Annotated in this window: 11 protein-coding genes; 3 read left to right on the plus strand and 8 right to left on the minus strand. The window is 68.9% G+C overall.

The window, feature by feature from the left end:
* Positions 1-324: 324 nt before the first annotated feature.
* From AC1DW0_RS22180 to AC1DW0_RS22210, 7 genes are all read right to left on the minus strand, one after another.
* Positions 325-684, minus strand: coding sequence for a hypothetical protein (locus AC1DW0_RS22180; RefSeq protein WP_477856962.1), 360 nt, complete (start codon positions 682-684; stop codon positions 325-327).
* A 3-nt stretch (positions 685-687) separates the two neighbouring features.
* Positions 688-1,947 (minus strand): glutamate-5-semialdehyde dehydrogenase, encoded by a 1,260-nt coding sequence (locus tag AC1DW0_RS22185; RefSeq protein ID WP_056199759.1) that lies wholly within the window; start codon positions 1,945-1,947, stop codon positions 688-690.
* Positions 1,948-1,967: 20 nt separating this feature from the next.
* A complete protein-coding gene (locus AC1DW0_RS22190) occupies positions 1,968-3,773 on the minus strand; it encodes a tetratricopeptide repeat protein (protein WP_477948056.1) in 1,806 nt (601 codons plus the stop codon).
* Between the two features lie 74 nt (positions 3,774-3,847).
* Positions 3,848-6,685: a M16 family metallopeptidase gene (locus AC1DW0_RS22195; protein ID WP_477948058.1), complete on the minus strand. Its 2,838-nt coding sequence runs from the start codon at positions 6,683-6,685 to the stop codon at positions 3,848-3,850.
* Positions 6,686-6,765: 80 nt separating this feature from the next.
* Positions 6,766-7,749 carry an AEC family transporter gene (locus AC1DW0_RS22200; protein WP_477948060.1) on the minus strand — a complete coding sequence of 328 codons (984 nt, stop codon included), beginning with the start codon at positions 7,747-7,749 and terminating at the stop codon, positions 6,766-6,768.
* Positions 7,750-7,906: 157 nt separating this feature from the next.
* A complete protein-coding gene (locus AC1DW0_RS22205) occupies positions 7,907-9,769 on the minus strand; it encodes an ATP-binding protein (RefSeq protein WP_457389349.1) in 1,863 nt (620 codons plus the stop codon).
* A 217-nt stretch (positions 9,770-9,986) separates the two neighbouring features.
* Positions 9,987-12,578, minus strand: a complete 2,592-nt coding sequence (locus AC1DW0_RS22210) for a DNA topoisomerase III (RefSeq protein ID WP_477948063.1) — start codon at positions 12,576-12,578, stop codon at positions 9,987-9,989.
* A 232-nt stretch (positions 12,579-12,810) separates the two neighbouring features.
* On the opposite strand from AC1DW0_RS22210, the gene AC1DW0_RS22215 reads away from it, so the two are divergent.
* From AC1DW0_RS22215 to AC1DW0_RS22225, 3 genes are all read left to right on the plus strand, one after another.
* Positions 12,811-13,299, plus strand: a complete 489-nt coding sequence (locus AC1DW0_RS22215) for an SET domain-containing protein (protein ID WP_056199773.1) — start codon at positions 12,811-12,813, stop codon at positions 13,297-13,299.
* A 4-nt stretch (positions 13,300-13,303) separates the two neighbouring features.
* Complete coding sequence (locus AC1DW0_RS22220) at positions 13,304-14,032, plus strand: biotin--[acetyl-CoA-carboxylase] ligase (RefSeq protein WP_477948065.1); 729 nt, start codon at positions 13,304-13,306, stop codon at positions 14,030-14,032.
* Positions 14,033-14,198: 166 nt separating this feature from the next.
* Complete coding sequence (locus AC1DW0_RS22225) at positions 14,199-14,870, plus strand: hypothetical protein (RefSeq protein ID WP_477948067.1); 672 nt, start codon at positions 14,199-14,201, stop codon at positions 14,868-14,870.
* Here AC1DW0_RS22225 and AC1DW0_RS22230 read toward each other — a convergent pair.
* Entirely contained in the window at positions 14,853-16,898 is a 2,046-nt protein-coding gene (locus AC1DW0_RS22230; RefSeq protein ID WP_477857567.1) for a S8 family peptidase, read from the minus strand. The two genes, AC1DW0_RS22225 and AC1DW0_RS22230, sit on opposite strands and share 18 nt — an antisense overlap.
* Positions 16,899-17,048 lie beyond the last annotated feature (150 nt).

Consider the following 17,048-nt stretch of genomic DNA (forward strand, 5'->3'; position numbering starts at 1 on the left):
TTCAAGAACTGACTCCGCGCAACTGTTTGAGCAGAGCGTAGCGGCGCGAGTTTTGCGCGGGCCCTCAAGGCCTGAGCAGCGCAGGGAACCCCGCGCAGCGGGGCGGGCGGATCGGGGGCGACTTTTTGCCTTCTTTTTGGTCGCTCAAAAAGAAGGTCGCCCGCCGGGGCTGAGCCCGGACACAAGACAGTCCACTGCGGACTGTCTTGTGCCTGGCGAAGGCCTTTCCGCTTGCAAGCGGAAAGGCAGAACTCCCGGCATGGGCCTCACGCGGAGGCCAACCGTCGGATCGAAACAGGCGACCGGCGTGCCAAACGCCTTGCATTAACCGAGCAGCTCGTCCAGCGCCTCTTTGGGATCAAAGTGATAGAGCAGCAGACAGTCGTTCCAACCGTCGCTACCGGTGCAAAGGCACATGCAGGACTGCTTGAGCGCCGTGCCGAACTCGGCCGAATCGAGCAGCGCCACTCGGAGTTCGGGCCATGAGTCAGCTGGGTTCTGCGTGACGAAGATCAGGTTGGCGTAAGCACCGTCATCTTCGCCTTGCGAGGCGTCAAAGCCCCGGCAACCTTTGATGCTCCTCGCCAACGCTTCGCCAGCCGCAATCAACCGGTTGACGTCGAATCCGGGCGCGCGGTTCGGCTGAACTTGGACGCAGATCTGTGCAAAGGCCGGTGAAGTCATTGTTCAACCCCTCACCTCACCCTGCCCCAACACCACCCACTTCATCGACGTCAGCCCCTCCAGCCCCACCGGCCCGCGGGCGTGGAACTTGTCGGTGGAGATGCCGATCTCGGCACCCAGCCCATACTCAAAGCCATCCGCAAAGCGCGTGCTGGCATTGACCATCACGCTGGCCGAATCCACCTCGCGCAGGAATCGCATCGCGTTGGGATGATTCGTCGTCAGGATCGCATCCGTGTGATGCGATCCATAGCGATTGATGTGGGCAATGGCTTCGTCAAGTGAATCGACCACCTTGATGCTGATGATGGGGGCGAGGTATTCGGTGGACCAGTCTTCCTCCGTCGCCGGCACCGCACCAGGCACCAAAGCCAAAGTCCGCAGGCAGCCGCGCATCTCCACGCCCTTGGCCTTGAAGATGGCCGCGATGCGCGGCAGGAAGGCCGGCGCCTGGGCCGCGTGGACCAGCAGCGACTCGGTCGCGTTGCAGGGGCTGTACTTCTGCGTCTTGGCGTTGTCGACGACCTTGAGGGCCTGCTCCAGGTCCACCTCGGCATCGACATAGCTGTGGCAGTTGCCGTCCAGATGCTTGATGACGGGCACCTTGGCCTCGGCAGAGATTCGCTCGATCAGCCCCTTGCCGCCGCGCGGAATGATGACGTCCACCCATTGCGGCGAGCTGATCAACAGCCCCACGGCGGCGCGGTCCGTCGTGTTGACGAGCTGCACGGCGGCGCGCGGCAGGCCGGCTTCTTCCAGTGATGCGGCCACCAGCTCGGCCAGGGCAAGGTTGGAGTGAATCGCCTCCGACCCGCCGCGCAGAATGCAGGCGTTGCCGCTCTTGATGGCCAGCGAGGCGGCCTCGATGGTCACGTTGGGTCGGCTCTCGTAGATCATGCCGAACACCCCCAGCGGCACGCGCATGTGGCCGACGCTGATGCCGGTCGGGCGGCGCTTCACGCCGGTGATCTCGCCGATGGGGTCGGGCATGGCGGCGATCTGCTCGCAGCCTTCGGCGACCGTCGCCAGCGTCTTGGCGTCGAGTTTCAGGCGGTCGCGCAACGGGCCGCTGAGCTCGGCGGCGCCAGCCAGGTCGCGGGCATTGGCGTCGGCGAGCGCCGGGCCGGCCTCGCGAAGGCGGCGGGCCAGGGCCAGCAGTGCGGCGTTCTTGGCGGCCGTCGGGGCGGCGGCCATTGCGGTGGCGGCGGCGCGGGCGGCGCGGCCGAGGTCGTCCATGTAGGCAGGCAGGCTCATGGCCGCCATTTTCGTCGACGACCCTCGACCTACAGCTTCGTAAGGTCTGGGCCGCCCTCCGCGCCGAACCAAGCCTTGCTCAACGCCTGGCGAGCGCTGTTCTCGGCGGCCGTGTCGCCGCGCTTCCTGTAGACCTCGGCCAGGGCCGCCAGCGCCCAGCCGTTGTTGCGCACGCGGGCGAGCGAATCCCGCAGGGCTTTCTCGGCCTCGTCCAGCCGGCCCTGGCGCAGGCGCACGGCGCCCAGGGACTGGCGCACGGGGTAGTACCAATAGGCCGGCTCGGTGTAGGCCAGGCCCTCCTCGATGGCGACGGCCTGCTCCAGCGCGGCAGCGGCACCGGCCAGGTCGCCCTGGGCATCGGCCAGGCGAGCGCTGGCGACGAGGCGGGCCGTCTGCGCGATGGCCTGGGCCGGGATGCCCCAGGCATCGAAGGGCTTGAAGTCGGCGCCCTTCTCCAGCGCCGTGATGGCGTCGATCTCGAGCCGGGCCGCCGCCGCGTCGTGGCGGGCCGCCTGGGCCAGCGCGCGGGCGTAGTGGTACATGACGCGCACCAGCACCAGGTCGTCGGGTGGCGCGGCCAGCTTCAGGATGACGTCGGGCGGGCTGAACTGGGCGTGCGTCGTGTAGGGCGCGGCCTTGACGGGCTGCATGATGGGGAAGGCCTTGACGACGTCGACGGGCATGGACGCGTCGAGCTTGGCCGCCGCGTCGATGGCTGTCTTGGCCGCACCACCCATCTGGGCCGACACCATCAGGAAATGGATGTTGTGCGGGTAGTAGGCCGAGCGGTAGAGCGGGTCGGACGGCGAGCTCTTGAAATAGGCCTCGTCGACGGCGATGGCCTGGCGGTTGGCATCCAGTGACTCGCGGTATAGGCCGACGCGGTAGTAGATGTGGGCCGGCATGTGCACGATGTGGCCGGCGCCGGGCATCTGCGCGGCCAGGCGGCGCGCGGGTTCCAGTGCGCGCTCGGGTCGCGTCGAGGCCTCGACGGCATGGATGTAGAGGTGGATGGCGGCGGCATGGTTGGGGCGGCGCTTGAGCACGGTCTCCAGCGCGGCCACGATGTCGGCGGTGCGGCCCTTGGGCTTTGCGCCGGCGGCCTCCCAGTAGTCCCAGGGCTGGGTGTCCATGGCCGCCTCGGCGAAGAGCACCTGCATCAGGTCCTCGCCGGGGAACTGGGCGGCGACGCGCTTCATCGCGTCGGCATAGGCGGCGTCCAGGGCACTGCGGTCGGCCGGTGGCTCAGCGGCGTAGCGCTGCTGCAGGGCCTCGATGAGGACGCGCTCGCGCGGCGGCAGCTTGTCCTTCAGCGCGACGGCGCGGGCAAGCGCCGTCCAGGCGGGCGCGTTGGCCTCGGCCTGCATGGGCACATTGATGTTGGGGCCCAGCACCAGCGCCTCGCCCCAAAAGCACAGGGCGCAGCCCGGGTCGAGCTTCTGCGCGGCCTGGAAGGCACGCTGCGCCTCGGCATGGTTGAAGGCAAAGGCCAGGCGCAGGCCCTGGTCGAAATAGGCCTGCACCTTGGGCGACGCATGCTCGAGCTTGAAGCTCATGCGGCCCAAGTCCTTGTAGAGCGGCACGTCGCCCGGCGCGGCCTTCATGGGCGCGGGCTGGAAGGGCGCGGTCTCCGTCCTGGGCGCGGAGGCGGCCGAGGCCAGCAGGGCCTGCAGCAGCACGGGCCGACCGGCCACTGACGGGGCGCAGACGCCGCCGGGGCTGCCCAGCAGGGGGTCGAAGGCGGCGGCCGTATCGGCACTGCCGGTCAGGGCAACGAGGCCCAGCGCGGCAAGGGCCTGCAGCAGGCGGGTGGCGGGGTGATGGCGTGACGGCATGCGACCTCCAGGCCCGGCAGGGGCCAGGAGGGGCATGCTCGCACCAGCGCCGCGCGGCCGCAATCAGGGCCGGGTCAGGGCAGTGGTTTGCCCTCGGCGTCGCGAACCTCGGGCTTGCGGCCAATCGCTTCCAGCTGCGGCACGATCTTGGCCTTGTCGCCCACCGCCACGACGATGAGCTGGGCTGGGTCGAGGTGCTGCTGGGCGGCCTTCAGCGCGGTGGCGGCGGTGACGGCCCCGACCTTCTTCGGCAGCTCGGTGATCGCGTCCAGCGGCCGGCCCGCGGACCAATTGCCCGAGTAGCCGGCCACGACCGCGAGGTTGGTGTCGAACAGACCCGGCAGCGACAGCAGCTGGGCGTTGCGCACGCGGCCCAGCTCGGCCGCGCCCATGGGCTTGGCGCGCATGCCCTCGATCTCCTTCCACATGTCGACCAGGGCCGGGCCGGTCACGTCGGTGCGCACGCTGCCGCGGATGCCGAACTGGCCGCGCTCGCGGCCCATGGTGTAGCCGGAATGGATGCCATAGGTGTAGCCCTTGACCTCGCGCAGCTGGTTGTTGATGCGCGACGTGAAGAGGCCGCCCAGGGCCGCGTTCATGACGTTGATGGCGGCCGCATCGGGCGCGGCGGCGAAGGGGCCGGGCGAGACGACGGCCAGTGCGGTCTGCGGCGCGCCGGGCTTGTCGACGACGACGGTGCGCGCGGCGATGGGCCTGGACGCGGGCAGCGGCGCGGCGGCTGCAGCGGCGCCCTCGCCCTTCCAGGCGCCGAACAGCGGTTCGATCAGCGCACGCAGCTCGGCCTCGGTCAGGTCACCGGCAACCACCAGGGCCGCGCGCTCGGGGCGGTAATGGGCCTGCCAGAAGGCACGCAGCGCAGCGCCATCCACGGCCTTGATGCTGGCCTCGGTGCCCAGCGCATTGGTGCTGAGCGGGTGGCCCTCGCCATAGGTCACGCGGTTGCCGACGGCATTGGCCAGCAGCGGTGCCTGCTCGCGCATCTGGGCCAGGGCGGCCAGGCGCTGAGCCTTCAGGCGCTCGATCTCGGGCGCGGCAAAGGCCGGATTGAGCGCCAGGTCGGCCAGCAGGCCCAGGCCTTCCTTGGCACTGGCCTTGAGGCCGGAGAAGTCGATGCGCGCCTCCTCGCTGCCGGCCTGGGCGTTCAGCGTGGCGCCCAGGACCGCGGCAGCTTCGGCAATCTGCTGGGCGCTGCGCGTCTTCGTGCCCTCGGGCAGCATGGCGGCGGTGAAGCCGGCCAGGCCAGGCTTGTCCGCCGGGTTGGCGCCCTGGCCGGCACGCACCACCAGGGCGGCGCTCACCAGCGGCAGGCCGGGCTTGGGCGAGTAGATGACGGTCAGTCCATTGGCCAGCGTGAAGCTCTGCGCGGCGGGCAGCGTCAGCGCCTTGGCCTTGGCCGCACCCGGCGGCTTGGCGCGCCAGGCCTCTGCCGCGTTCAGCGACTCGCGCTCACCCTTGGCGGCCTTGGTGGGCGCCGGCGGCGTGGCCACCTCGGGCGGCAGCACCTGCTCGCCCGGCTTCGCCTGCACGACGACGCGGCGGTCCTTCTTGAGCCATTGCGTGACGGTGGCACTGACGTTGGCCGGGCCTAGCTGCCCATAACGCGCCAGGTCCTTGCCGACAAAGCCGGGGTCGCCGGCCATCTGGTTGTAGTGGTTGATCAGATCAGCCAGCGACGTGACCTTCTCCATGCGCTGCAGCAGCTGGGTCTGGATGGTGGCGCGGGCCTGGCCCAGTTCGGCCTCCGTGGGCGGCGTGGTGGCCAGTTTGGCGATCTCCGCGTCGACCAGCTTCTCGATCTCGTCCAGCGACGCGCCAGGGCGGGCGACGATCTCGATGTTGAAGATCGAGCTCAGCGACTGCGAGTCCTGCCCCACCTGCACGCTCTGGGCGAGCTGCTTGTCGCGCACCAGCAGGCCGTACAGGCGGCTGGCCTTGCCACCACCCAGCACATGAGCGGCGACGTCCAGCTCGGCGTCACCGGCGGCGAACATGGGCGGCGTGTGCCAGGCGAGGTTCAGGCGCGACAGCTCGATGCGGTCGGTCACGACGAGGCGGCGCTCCTTGGTGATCTCGGGCATGGCGACCTTGACCTCAGGCACCTTGGCGCCGGCCTTCAGCGAGCCGAAATACTTCTGCACCAGCGTCTTGGCCTGCTTGGGGTCGAAGTCGCCGGCCAGCACCAGCGTGGCGTTGTTGGGCCGGTAGTAGGTGCGGGCAAAGTCCTTCACGTCCTTGAGCTGGATGCCCTGGATGTCGGCATGCGAGCCGATGACGGCGGCGCGGTAGGGGTGGCCTTCGGGGTAGAGGGCCTGGTACATCGCCTCCTCGACGATGCCGTAGGGCCGGTTCTCGAAGCTCTGGCGGCGCTCGTTGCGCACCACGTCCTGCTGGTTGGCCAGGGCCACCGAATCGACCTCGTCGATCATGTAGCCCAGCATGTCGGCCTTCAGCCACAGGCCGAGTTCGAGCTGGTTGGACGGCAGCGTGAAGAAGTAGTTGGTGCGGTCGAAGTTGGTCGAGCCATTGCTGTCGGTGCCGCCGGCGGCATCGACGAATTTGTCGAATTCGCCGCGCGGGATGTGCTTGCTGCCGGCGAACATCAGGTGCTCGAACAGGTGGGCAAAGCCGGTCTGGCCCTTGGCCTCGTTGCGCGGGCCGGCATGCACCCACAGGTTGAAGGCCACCAGCGGCAGGCGGTGGTCCTCGACGAGGATGACCTCGAAGCCATTGGCCAGGGTGAGCTTCTCCTGGCGCACGGCGAGCTGGCCGGCCTCGGTGTTGACCGCACCCTTCATCGCGGATTCAGGGGCGGCGCCCGCGGGCAGGGCGGCCGAGAGGGCGCCGGCCAGGGCCAGCAGCGCGACGAGACGGCGGGGGGCGGGAGCTTTCATTCGTATCGGTCCTCGAAGGGCAATGCGGGATTGGGCGACGTGTTCAACACGGTGCGGAAGTGCCGGGAGTCACCATGAGCCTACCAAGGCGACAGCCAGGCGAGCAGTGCCAGCCAAAGTGGCGCCGTGGCGACGTAAAGGATGGTGGAGACGACAGTGGCGGCCGTGACCTCGGCCTCCAGCGCGCGGTAGCGCTGGGCAAAGATCAGCGCGTTGGAGCCGGTCGGCAGCGCCGCAATCATGACGATGACGGCCAGCGGCATGCCATTCAGCCCCAGGCCCCAATGCGCGACGCCCAGCACCACGGCCGGCATCAGCACCAGCTTGGCCAGCACCAGCCCGGCCAGGCCGCGCCAGGTGCGTGGCCAGCCGTAATAGGCCAGCGACATGCCGATCAGCGTCAGGCACAGCGGCACGACGGCCGTGCCCAGGCTTTGCAGCGCCTCGTCGGCCACGGCGGGCAGGGTGAGGCCAGTCGTGTTCCAGGCCAGGCCGGCCAGCACCGGCAGCACGACGGGATGGATGACGGTGTTGCGCACGGTCTGCAGCAGCGTGCCGGCCAGGTTCCCGCTGCTGCGCTCGCGCGCCAGGTCGAGCTCGACGATGGCGGTCAGCAGCGTGAGTATCGACAGCGCATGCAGGCTCACCACGGCGATGTGGATGGCCAGGCCTTTCTCGCCGAACACGCCGGCCGCAACCGGCAGGCCCACCTGCAGCGTGTTGCCAAAGCCTGCCGTGATGGCCCTGACGCTGGGCGCGACGACGTTCTCACCCGGCTTGCGCAGCCCGCGGTACAGCACGTAGAGCAGCGCGATCAGCACCAGCACCGGCACGAAGAAGGCGAACAGGAAGGCCCAGGGCAGCGCCGCCGTATCCAGCCGCGCCGTGGTACGGAACAGCAGGGCCGGCACGAAGATGTAGAAGGCCGCATTGGCCAGCACGCGGGCCGGGTCGCTGTCACTGCCGGCCTCGCCACCGCCCAGCCAGCGCATGCGGCCGACCGCCCAGCCGATGGCCACCGCAACCAATATCGCCAACAGCTTGGCCGCAATTGCCCAGGTCATCGTGCCCCTCGCCCGGTCTCGCCGCGCTGAACGCGGGCGCGCCCAATCGGTCCCCCGAGGGGACGGCGATGCTTGCCGGATCGACCGGCAAGCACATCGCCAAGGCGGGCCGGCTCGGGAGCGGCCCAGCGCTCGGCCCGAAATGCGTCAAAGAAGCTCACGCCAGAGGAAGACGAAGTTCGAACACAAAGCTGCTGCCCTGCCCCGCCGTGCTCTGCACCAGGATCTGGCTGCCCATCAGGCGCACCAGCTGCTGGCTGATGGACAGGCCCAGGCCCGTGCCGCCGAGGTGGCGCGAGGCGTCGGACACCTGCTCGAAGGCCTGGAAGAGCCGCGCCTGCTGGGCCGGTGTCATGCCGATGCCGGTGTCGCTGACCTCGAAGCGCAGCCGCGTGTGCCTGGCATCGAGCTCGACGACGCGCGCGTCGAGCTGCACGCTGCCGCTGTCGGTGAACTTGACGGCGTTGGACAGCAGGTTGAGCAGCACCTGGCGCAGGCGCTGGCCGTCGGCGATGACCTGGGTCGGCAGGCGGGCGTCGATGTCCAGCCAGAAGGCCAGGCCCTTCTGCTCGGCGCGCAGGCGCACGCTGTCGCAGGCCATGTCGACGAGGGCGCGCAGGTCCACGGACGCCGGCTTGAGCGAGACCTTGCCGGCCTCGATGCTGGCCATGTCCAGCACGTCGTTGATCAGCTCCAGCAGGTGCAGGCCGGAGTCACGCATCAACTGCAGCTTGGCCTGCTGGCCGGCGGGAATGGCGGCGTCCATCTGCATCAGCTGCGTGAAGCCCAGGATGGCATTCAACGGCGTGCGGAACTCGTGGCTCATGGTCGCCAGGAAGCGGCCCTTGGCCTGGTTGGCGCTTTCGGCGCGCAGCTTGGCCTCGCTGAGTTCGGCGGTGCGCTCGTTGACGAGTTCTTCGAGGTGGTCGCGGTGGCGGGTCAACTCGGCCTCGGCCTGGCGGCGCAGCGAGATGTCGCTGACCATGCCCTCGATGCGACGCTGGCCGCTCTCGCCCTCAACCCAATGCGCGTTCAGCTCGACCCACAACGGCCGGCCACCCGCGCCGCGGAGCTGCAGCTGGCATTGCTGGATCTTGCCCTGCTCGTTCATGACGGCGGCGACGCGCTGCATCTCGTTCCGGTCAATGCCTGACAGCTCGCGCAGCCGCCGCCCGACGGGGCTTTGCGAACCCAGGCCCAGCATCTGCGTGAAGGCGCGGTTCATGCTGAGCACGCGGCCATCGGCGTCGGCCTGGAAGACGCCCTCGGTCGCGTTCTCGAACAGGCTGCGGTAGCGCGCCTCGCTGGCGCGCAGGCCTTCGGAGCTGAGCTGCACCTGGTCAGCCGCGCTGCGCAGCTTCAGGCTCATGGCGTTGAAGCGCATCGTCAGCTCGCCGATCTCGTCGCCGCGCTCCACGGTCTCCTGCGCCCCGAGGTCGCCCTTTGCAACGCGCTGGGCCAGGGCGCCCAGCTTCAGCACCGGCCGGCGCACCAGCCATTGCACGAGCAGGGAGCTGGCGATGACGATGCCGATGACGACGACGGCCAGCAGCTCGACGACGAAGAGGCGGGTGCGGCTGATCTGCTCGTCGATGAGATCACGCGTGACGGTGAGAACGGCCGAGGCGACCTGGGTGCCGGCCGTGTCAGCCGCGGGCTGGTAGGTGATGGCGAACTCGCGTCGCAGCGGCCCCACGGCCGGGGTGTCGCGGCCGCGCCGCGCCTGGCCGCCGCGCAGGCCCAGGCCCTTGAGCTCGATGGCATGCACCTCGGGGTCGGCCATGACGGCGTCGAGCAGGTTCTCGATGGCGACATGGTCGAGGTTCCAGATCGGGCCCGCGAAACCGCGCTCGATGAGGCCAGCCATGCGCGCCTCGCGCTGACGCAGGCCGGCCATCAGCTCGGCCTCTTCGTGTGTCGTCCAGTACCAGCCCACCGCCAGCACCAGCAGGCTCGCAACCAGCGCAATGCCGGCCGTCAGACGCGTCTGTATGCCGATGCTGATCGGTGCCAACGCCATCCCTGCCCTCCTTGTCAGGCCTATTCAGCGAGCATAAGTCCCTCAACGACGTCCGCGCGCAACGCCGCGAGCGGGCCGAGCGCCGGGCCGCTCCCTAGCCGGCCCGCACTGGCGATGTGCTTGCGGCTCGATGCCGCAAGCATCGCCGTCCCCTCGGGGGACCGACCAGACACGCTCGCGTTCAGCGATGCGAGGATGGACGAGGGGCTAGCCCAATTCAGCTCTTGGCCGCCGTCTTCTTGGCTGCCACCTTCTTGGCAGCAGGTGCCTTGGCAGCGCGCGGCTCGAACTCGAAGATGACCTTGCCTTCCTTCTTGTCATAGGCCAGGAAGGCCTTGAACTTGCGGCGCGTCTTGTTGGAGACGAAGTTTTCCAGCAGGTCGGTCTTGCCGTTGGCCAGCAGTTTGTGCACCTGGGCCGGCTCGATGGGCTGGGTCAGGATGACCTTGCCGGTCTTGAAGTCGCAGGTGACTGTGGCACCGACCGAGTGCTCACAGACGTAGTTGGCGCCGTGCTCGTAGACATGGCCCTTGCACTTGGGGCAGGCCCCGAGCGAGTTCTGGCCGGAGAAGTCCACCGGTTCGCCATCGCCCTCGGCCTTCTTGGCGTCCTCGCCGAAGTCGAATTCCAGCTTCCAGTTCTGGATCTCGTCGTCATACACCAGCGCCAGCTCGGCCGTGAAGGGCCAGCCCGCCTTGGAGCGGAAGCCTTCCAGCGGGCCGATCTTCTTGTTCGCCAGGAAGGTCTCGACCTCGTTCAACTCGAAGCTGCGCCCACCCGGGATCTTGCCGATGGAGAAGCCGCAGGCGTCCTCACCCGTGCCGCTCTTGCCGGTGCAGGTGAAGCGCCGATAGTTCTCTTTCACGATGCCGCCGCACTTGGGGCAGGGCGTCTTCAGCGTCGCATAGTCGCCGGGGATGGTGTCGCGGTCATAGCCCTTGGCCTTGGCGACCATCTTCTCGGTCATGGTCGCGATCTCGGCCATGAAGACCTCGCGCTTCAGTCGCCCCTTCTCCATCTCGGCCAGCTTGTATTCCCAGTCGCCGGTCAGTTCGGGCTTGGTCAGGTCCTCCACGTCCAGGCCGCGCAGCAGCGTCATCAGCTGGAAGGCCTTGGCGGTCGGGATCAGCTCGCGGCCCTCGCGCAGCATGTACTTCTCGCTGATGAGGCCTTCGATGGTGGCCGCGCGCGTGGCTGGCGTGCCCAGACCCTTCTCGGCCATGGCCTCGCGCAGCTCGTCGTCGTCGATGAGCTTGCCGGCGCCTTCCATGGCGGACAGCAGCGTCGCTTCGGTGTAGCGCGCCGGCGGCTTGGTCTGCAGCGCCTTCACGTCCACGCTCTCGGTGCGCACGACTTCGTTCGGCTGCACCGGTACGAGGTTGGCGTCTTCATCGTCCACGTCCTTGCCGTAGACGGCCAGCCAGCCCGGCTTGACCAGCACCTTGCCGTTGGTCTGGAAATGGTGCTTGTTGTCGATTTTCGAGATACGCGTCGTGACCAGGAACTCGGCCGGCGGGAAGAACACCGCCAGGAAGCGCTTGACGACCATGTCGTAGAGCTTGGCCTCGATCTCGGTCAGGGCCTTGGGCGCCTGCAGCGTCGGGATGATGGCGAAGTGGTCCGACACCTTGGCGTTGTCGAAGACCTTCTTCGTCGGCTTGATATAGCCTTCTTTCAGCGACGTGGCGGCATGCTGGGACAGCGCGGCCAGCGGGCCCGGCAGGTCCTCGGTGGCCAGCATCTTGGCCGTGTCCTTGGCCACGGCCACGTAGTCCTCGGGCAGGAAGCGCGAGTCCGTCCGCGGGTAGGTCAGCACCTTGTGCTTCTCGTACAGCGCCTGGGCGATGGACAGCGTCGTCTTGGCCGAGAAGCCGAAGCGCGAATTGGCCTCGCGCTGCAGCGTCGTCAGGTCGTAGAGGCCGCCGCAGCTGGTCGTGCTGGGCTTGCTTTCCTCGGTGACGACGGCGGGCTTGCCGAGCACCGCCTTGGCGATCTCGTCGGCCTCGGCCTGGGTCCAGAGGCGGTCGGCCCGGCGCTCCAGGTCGTCGTTCTTCTTCCACGCGGGGTCGAACCACTTGCCTTCGTACTGGCCGGCCTGGGCGTCGAAGTTGGCGCGCAGCTCCCAGTAGTCGCGGGCGACGTGCTTGCGGATCTTTTCCTCGCGCTCGACGACGACCGACAGCGTCGGCGTCTGCACGCGGCCCACCGTGGTCAGGAAGAAGCCGCCGTCGCGCGAGTTGAAGGCCGTCATGGCCCGCGTGCCGTTGATGCCCACCAGCCAGTCGGCCTCGGAGCGGCAGCGCGCGGCGTCGGCCAGCGGCAGCATCTGCGCGTCGCTGCGCAGCTTCTCGAAGCCCTCGCGGATGGCGGCCGGCGTCATGGACTGCAGCCACAGCCGCTCGATGGGCTTGTTGAGCTTGCCCTTGGCCGGCTGGGCGTACTGCTCGATAAGCCGGAAGATCAGCTCACCCTCGCGGCCCGCGTCGCAGGCGTTGATCAGCGCCGTCACGTCCTTGCGGCGGATCAGCTTGGCCAGCGCGTTGAGCCGGCCCTTGTTCTTGTCGATCGGGTTGAGGTCGAAATGCGGCGGGATGACGGGGAGGTTGTTGAAGCTCCACTTGCCGCGCTTGACGTCGAACTCCTCGGGCGCCGCGATCTCCACCAGGTGGCCGACGGCCGAGCTGACGACGTACTGCTCGTTCTCGAAGTGGTCGTCGTGCTTGTCGAACTTGCCCGCCACGGGTGTCAGCGCGCGGACGATGTCCTGCGCGACGGAGGGCTTCTCGGCAATGATCAGAGTCTTGCTCATCGGTCTTTCAATCGGTTGTCTGTTCGTTCATTCGGGCCGAGCGCCGGGCCGCCCCAAGCCGGCCCGCCAGGCGATGTGCACGCGGCTCGAAGCCGCATGTATCGCCGTCCCCTCGGGGGACCGGCCAAGGTAGTCCTTGGACGAGGGGTCTCATTCTTGCTGCCTACAATCCGGGCCTCGCGCGCACGCCTACGCACACGCGCACCCATGAAATCACCGTACCACAGCGCCGATGACCGCCAAATCCCCGCGTCCTGCCCCGCGCCGCAAGATCGAAGTCCGTGATTCCGGCGTGCATGGCCGGGGGGTTTATGCAGCAGCTCCCATCGCCGCCGGTGCGCGCATCATCGAGTACACCGGCGAGCGCATCACCTGGGAGCAGGCGGTTGACCGCCATCCGCACGACCCGGCCCAGCCCAACCACACCTTCTACTTCCACCTCGACGGCGGCCTCGTCATCGATGCGCTGTATGGCGGCAATGACGCGCGCTGGATCAACCACGCCTGCGAGCCCAACTGCGAAGCCGACGAGGTCGATGGCCGCGTCTTCATCCAGGCCCTGCGCGATCTGGAGCCCGGCGAGGAGCTGTTCTATGACTACGGCCTGGTGCTGGACGACCGCCACACGGCCAAAGTCAAGAAACAGTTCGCCTGCTGGTGCGGCGCGCTGACCTGCCGCGGCACCATGCTCGCCCCCAAAACCCGCAAGTCGGGGCGCTGACCTGATGGAACGGCGCCACCTCGCCGAATGCGGCTCGACCAACACCGAGGCGCTGGCGCATCTGCGTGAGGGCGGCGGGGCGCTGCTGGTTTCGGCCTCGCGCCAGACCGCGGGTCGTGGGCGCCTGGGCCGGGCTTGGCTGACTGAACAGGGGGGGGATGACGCCGCGCTGACTTTCTCCATCGCCTTGCCACTGCCGGCCGCGCTTGACCTGAGCGGCCTGTCCCTCGCCGTGGGTTGCACGGTGGCCGATGCGCTGGACCCGGCGGGCCGGCACATCCAGCTCAAATGGCCCAACGACCTCTTCCTGGATGGCGCCAAGCTCGGCGGCATCCTCATCGAGACCGTGCCGTTGCCGGTGGACCAGCGCGGCGTCGTCATCGGCATCGGCCTCAACCTGCGGCCCTTGCCCGAAGGCGCCGACCGCACCGCCTTTGCCAGCGGCCACGCGGCGCTGCAGACGCTGAACCCGGCCGCCACGGCCACCGAGACGCTGGACCGCCTGGCCCCCGCACTGCGTGGCATGCTGGCCGATTTCGAGACCCTGGGCTTTGCGCCCTGGCAGGCCGCATTCGCGCGCCGCGACCTCGCGGGCGGCCAGCGTGTGCGCGTCGGCGAGCAGGCCGGCACCGCACGCGGCGTCAGCGAGCGTGGTGAACTGCTGCTGGAAACCGCCGCTGGCCTCTTGCCCTGCAGCGGTGGTGAACTGAGCTTGAGACTAGAGAAGGTATGAACGAACCCGACACGCCCGCTCGTAGCGCGCCAACGACCCCACTCGTCGTTGCAAATGCTCGCCGTAGCCCGAGCTACGGCTGTGCTTTGCGCCTAGATTGGAGCCGTTGGACGCGCCCCGCTCGGACGCGCCGGGGCCATTCACACCTTCTGGAGACCCGCCTGTGATGCGTATCGTCGTGTTGGTACTGCTGGCGGTGAACGCCGTCTTCCTCATCTGGTCGCGCGGCTGGCTGGACACCGTCACGGGCCTGCCGGCCGAGGGCGGCCGCGAGCCGCAGCGCGTCAAGGCCCAGCAGCATCCCGAACGCATCCAGCCCCTGGCCGCCAGTGCGGCCGCCGTCGCCGCCCAGCGCAGCTGCCTGGAACTGGGCCCGCTCGATGGCGATGCGGCCCTCGCCGCCGCCCAGGCCGCCTTGAAGGCTGCCGGTGCTGAGGCCCAGGTGCGCAGCAGCGAGCAGCCGGGCGTGTGGGTGGTGGCGACCATCAAGCTCGCCGACCCCGAGTTCCGCGCCCGCAAGGAAGCCACCTACAAGCAGCTGCGCATCAACTTCGAACCGCTGGACGGCCTGCCCGCCGAGCAACCGGCCTTCGTGCTCAGCAAGCACCCCAGCCAGGCCGAAGCGAACGCCCAGGCCGAGAACTTCGACAAACGCGGCCTCAAGGGCCTGCGCGTGCTGGCGCTGAAGGCGCCGCTGGCTCGCCACAGCCTGGTCATCAATCAGGCCGACGGCCTGCTCGCGGCCCGGCTCAAGGCGTCCAAGGACGCGGCCCTGGCCGTCGGTTTCAAGGCCTGCAGTGCGGCGCCCGCCGCAGCCGCATCAGCGGCCAGCAGCTGAGCGTCGCAGCGCCAACGCCGCCAGCAACAGACCAGCCAGCCAGGCCGCGCTGGCCGCGCCGCCGCCGCCACCACCCGACGAGCCGCTCGACGAAGACGCTGCCGCGACACTGATCGTCGCCGACTGGCTATAGACGACACCGGCGTTGTCGGTCAGGTCGGCGCGCACCGTGAAGCTGCCGGCCGCCGTCGGCGTGATCGTCGCCGTGGCCGTGCTGGCGCCGGAGGCAAAGGCCGTCACGATGCCGCCGCCATCGACCAGCACCCAGGCCGTGGAGGCGACCGAGCGGTCCCCGGGCAGGCCGGTGGCCGTGACGGTCAGTGTCAGCGTCTGGCCAGCGGTCAGGCCGCTCGCCGGGCTTGGCGTGATGGTCACCGTCGTGCCGTTCAGCGCCTGGGTCGCGGCCACGGCCGCAGCGGCGTCCACCATGCCGGCGCCGCAGGTGCTGGTCGTGCAGTAGCACTCGTCCTGCGCCGTGGCACTGGGTGCCTTGCATTGCGGCGGGTTGCCATCCGCGGCGCTGCCGCCCCCGCTTGTCGGGAAGGGGCGCGCCGTGCTCTTGAGGATCTGCGTTGCCTCGGCCGAGGTCAGACCCGGACGCACGGAGGCCATCAGCCCGACGATGCCACTGACGATGGGTGCCGAGAAGCTCGTGCCCACCGAGGCGCCGCTGCCGGTGTAGGTGTCTGCGCCCGCCACTGGCGTCGTCGTGCCCGAGTTGGTCGTGCTGACCATGGGATAGAGGCAGGCTTGGTTGGTCAGCGTGTTGATGCAGTTGCCGCCCGGCGCGGCGATGGTCACCTCGGGGCCGAGGCTGGAGAAGCCGACCTTGGTGCCGACATGACGCAGCGCCGCCACCGTGATGACGCCGGGGCAGTTGCCCGGCAGGCCGACGGCCTGGCCTTCGGAATTGCCGGCCGCGACGACGATGGTGGCACCGGCCGCGTTGACCTGGCTGATGACGTCACGGTAGAGAGCGCCCGTGCCCGTGGTGCCACAGGTCCCGCTGCCGCCCAGGCTCATATTGAGCACCTTGGCCTTGTTCGCATTGGCCGGCAAGCCCGGCACGGCAATGCCGGCAGCCCACTTCATGCCAGCCATGATGTCGCTGTCATAACCGCCGCATTTGCCCAGCACACGCACGGGCAGGATCTTCAGGCCCCAGCCGACGCCGGCCATGCCCAAGCCATTGTTGCTGCTGGCGGCGATCAGGCCGGAAACACGGGTGCCGTGCCAGGAGCTGTTGCCGATGTCGCTGCTGTCGCAGCCACTGCCCAGGGCGCCGCCGTTGATATCGGTCTGGCTGACCCAGTCGCCCGGGTCGGACGGGTCGTTGTCAGCACCGCCACCGTCATTGGCGATGGCAATCGACGTCGCTTGCTGGCTGTTGCCGGCGCTGCCGAAGCCGATCATGTCGTAGCCGCTGACGAATTGACCCGACAGGTCGGGGTGATCCAGGCGCACGCCGGTGTCCAGCACGGCGACTATCGTTGTGGCGGTGCCGGTCGTGGTGTCCCACGCTGCCGGCGCATTGATGCTGGAGACAACCTGGCCCGGCGTGGCGCTGGGCTTCTTCAAATACCACTGGTCGATGGTGCGGGCCTGCACACCACCGACGGTCGATTCAGGGTTCACGTCCGCGCCACCGAACAGCGGGTCGTTGGGGAGGCGGGCATGCTTGCGGCGTTGGTCGACGACCACCAGCTCGACCTCGGCATCGGTGGCCAGCTTCTTTGCCAGCGCGGCACCGGTCATGCCCTTGGCGATGACCACATGGGTGCGCTCGTCCAGGCTGATGCCGGCCGCCAGCCGCTGGCCGCTGCGCAGGCCCAGGGCCGTCGCGCGCGTCTGCGCCACCTCGCGCGCCTCGGCCCGGGTGGCCCGCAAGGCCAGGGCCTTGGCGCGCACGCTGTCGGCCTGGGGCTTGAAGCGCACGATGACGCGGGCTTCGGTATCTGGCGTCTGGGCCAGCACGGGCGCGGCCATCACGGTCAGGGCGGCGATCAGCAGCGGACGCAGGGACTTCATGACGGCGAGCTCGAACGGGCGGGCGGCCAGTTTAGGCGCGCCCTTGTGAAGCAATCGCAAACAAGTGTGGGGCGCAAGAAAGCAGAAAGGCCAGCCGATCGCGAGATCGACTGGCCTTCATCAAAGCCCCGGCCCGCGTTCAGCGCGGCC

It is taken from the genome of Roseateles sp. P4_D2, from assembly GCF_056401875.1.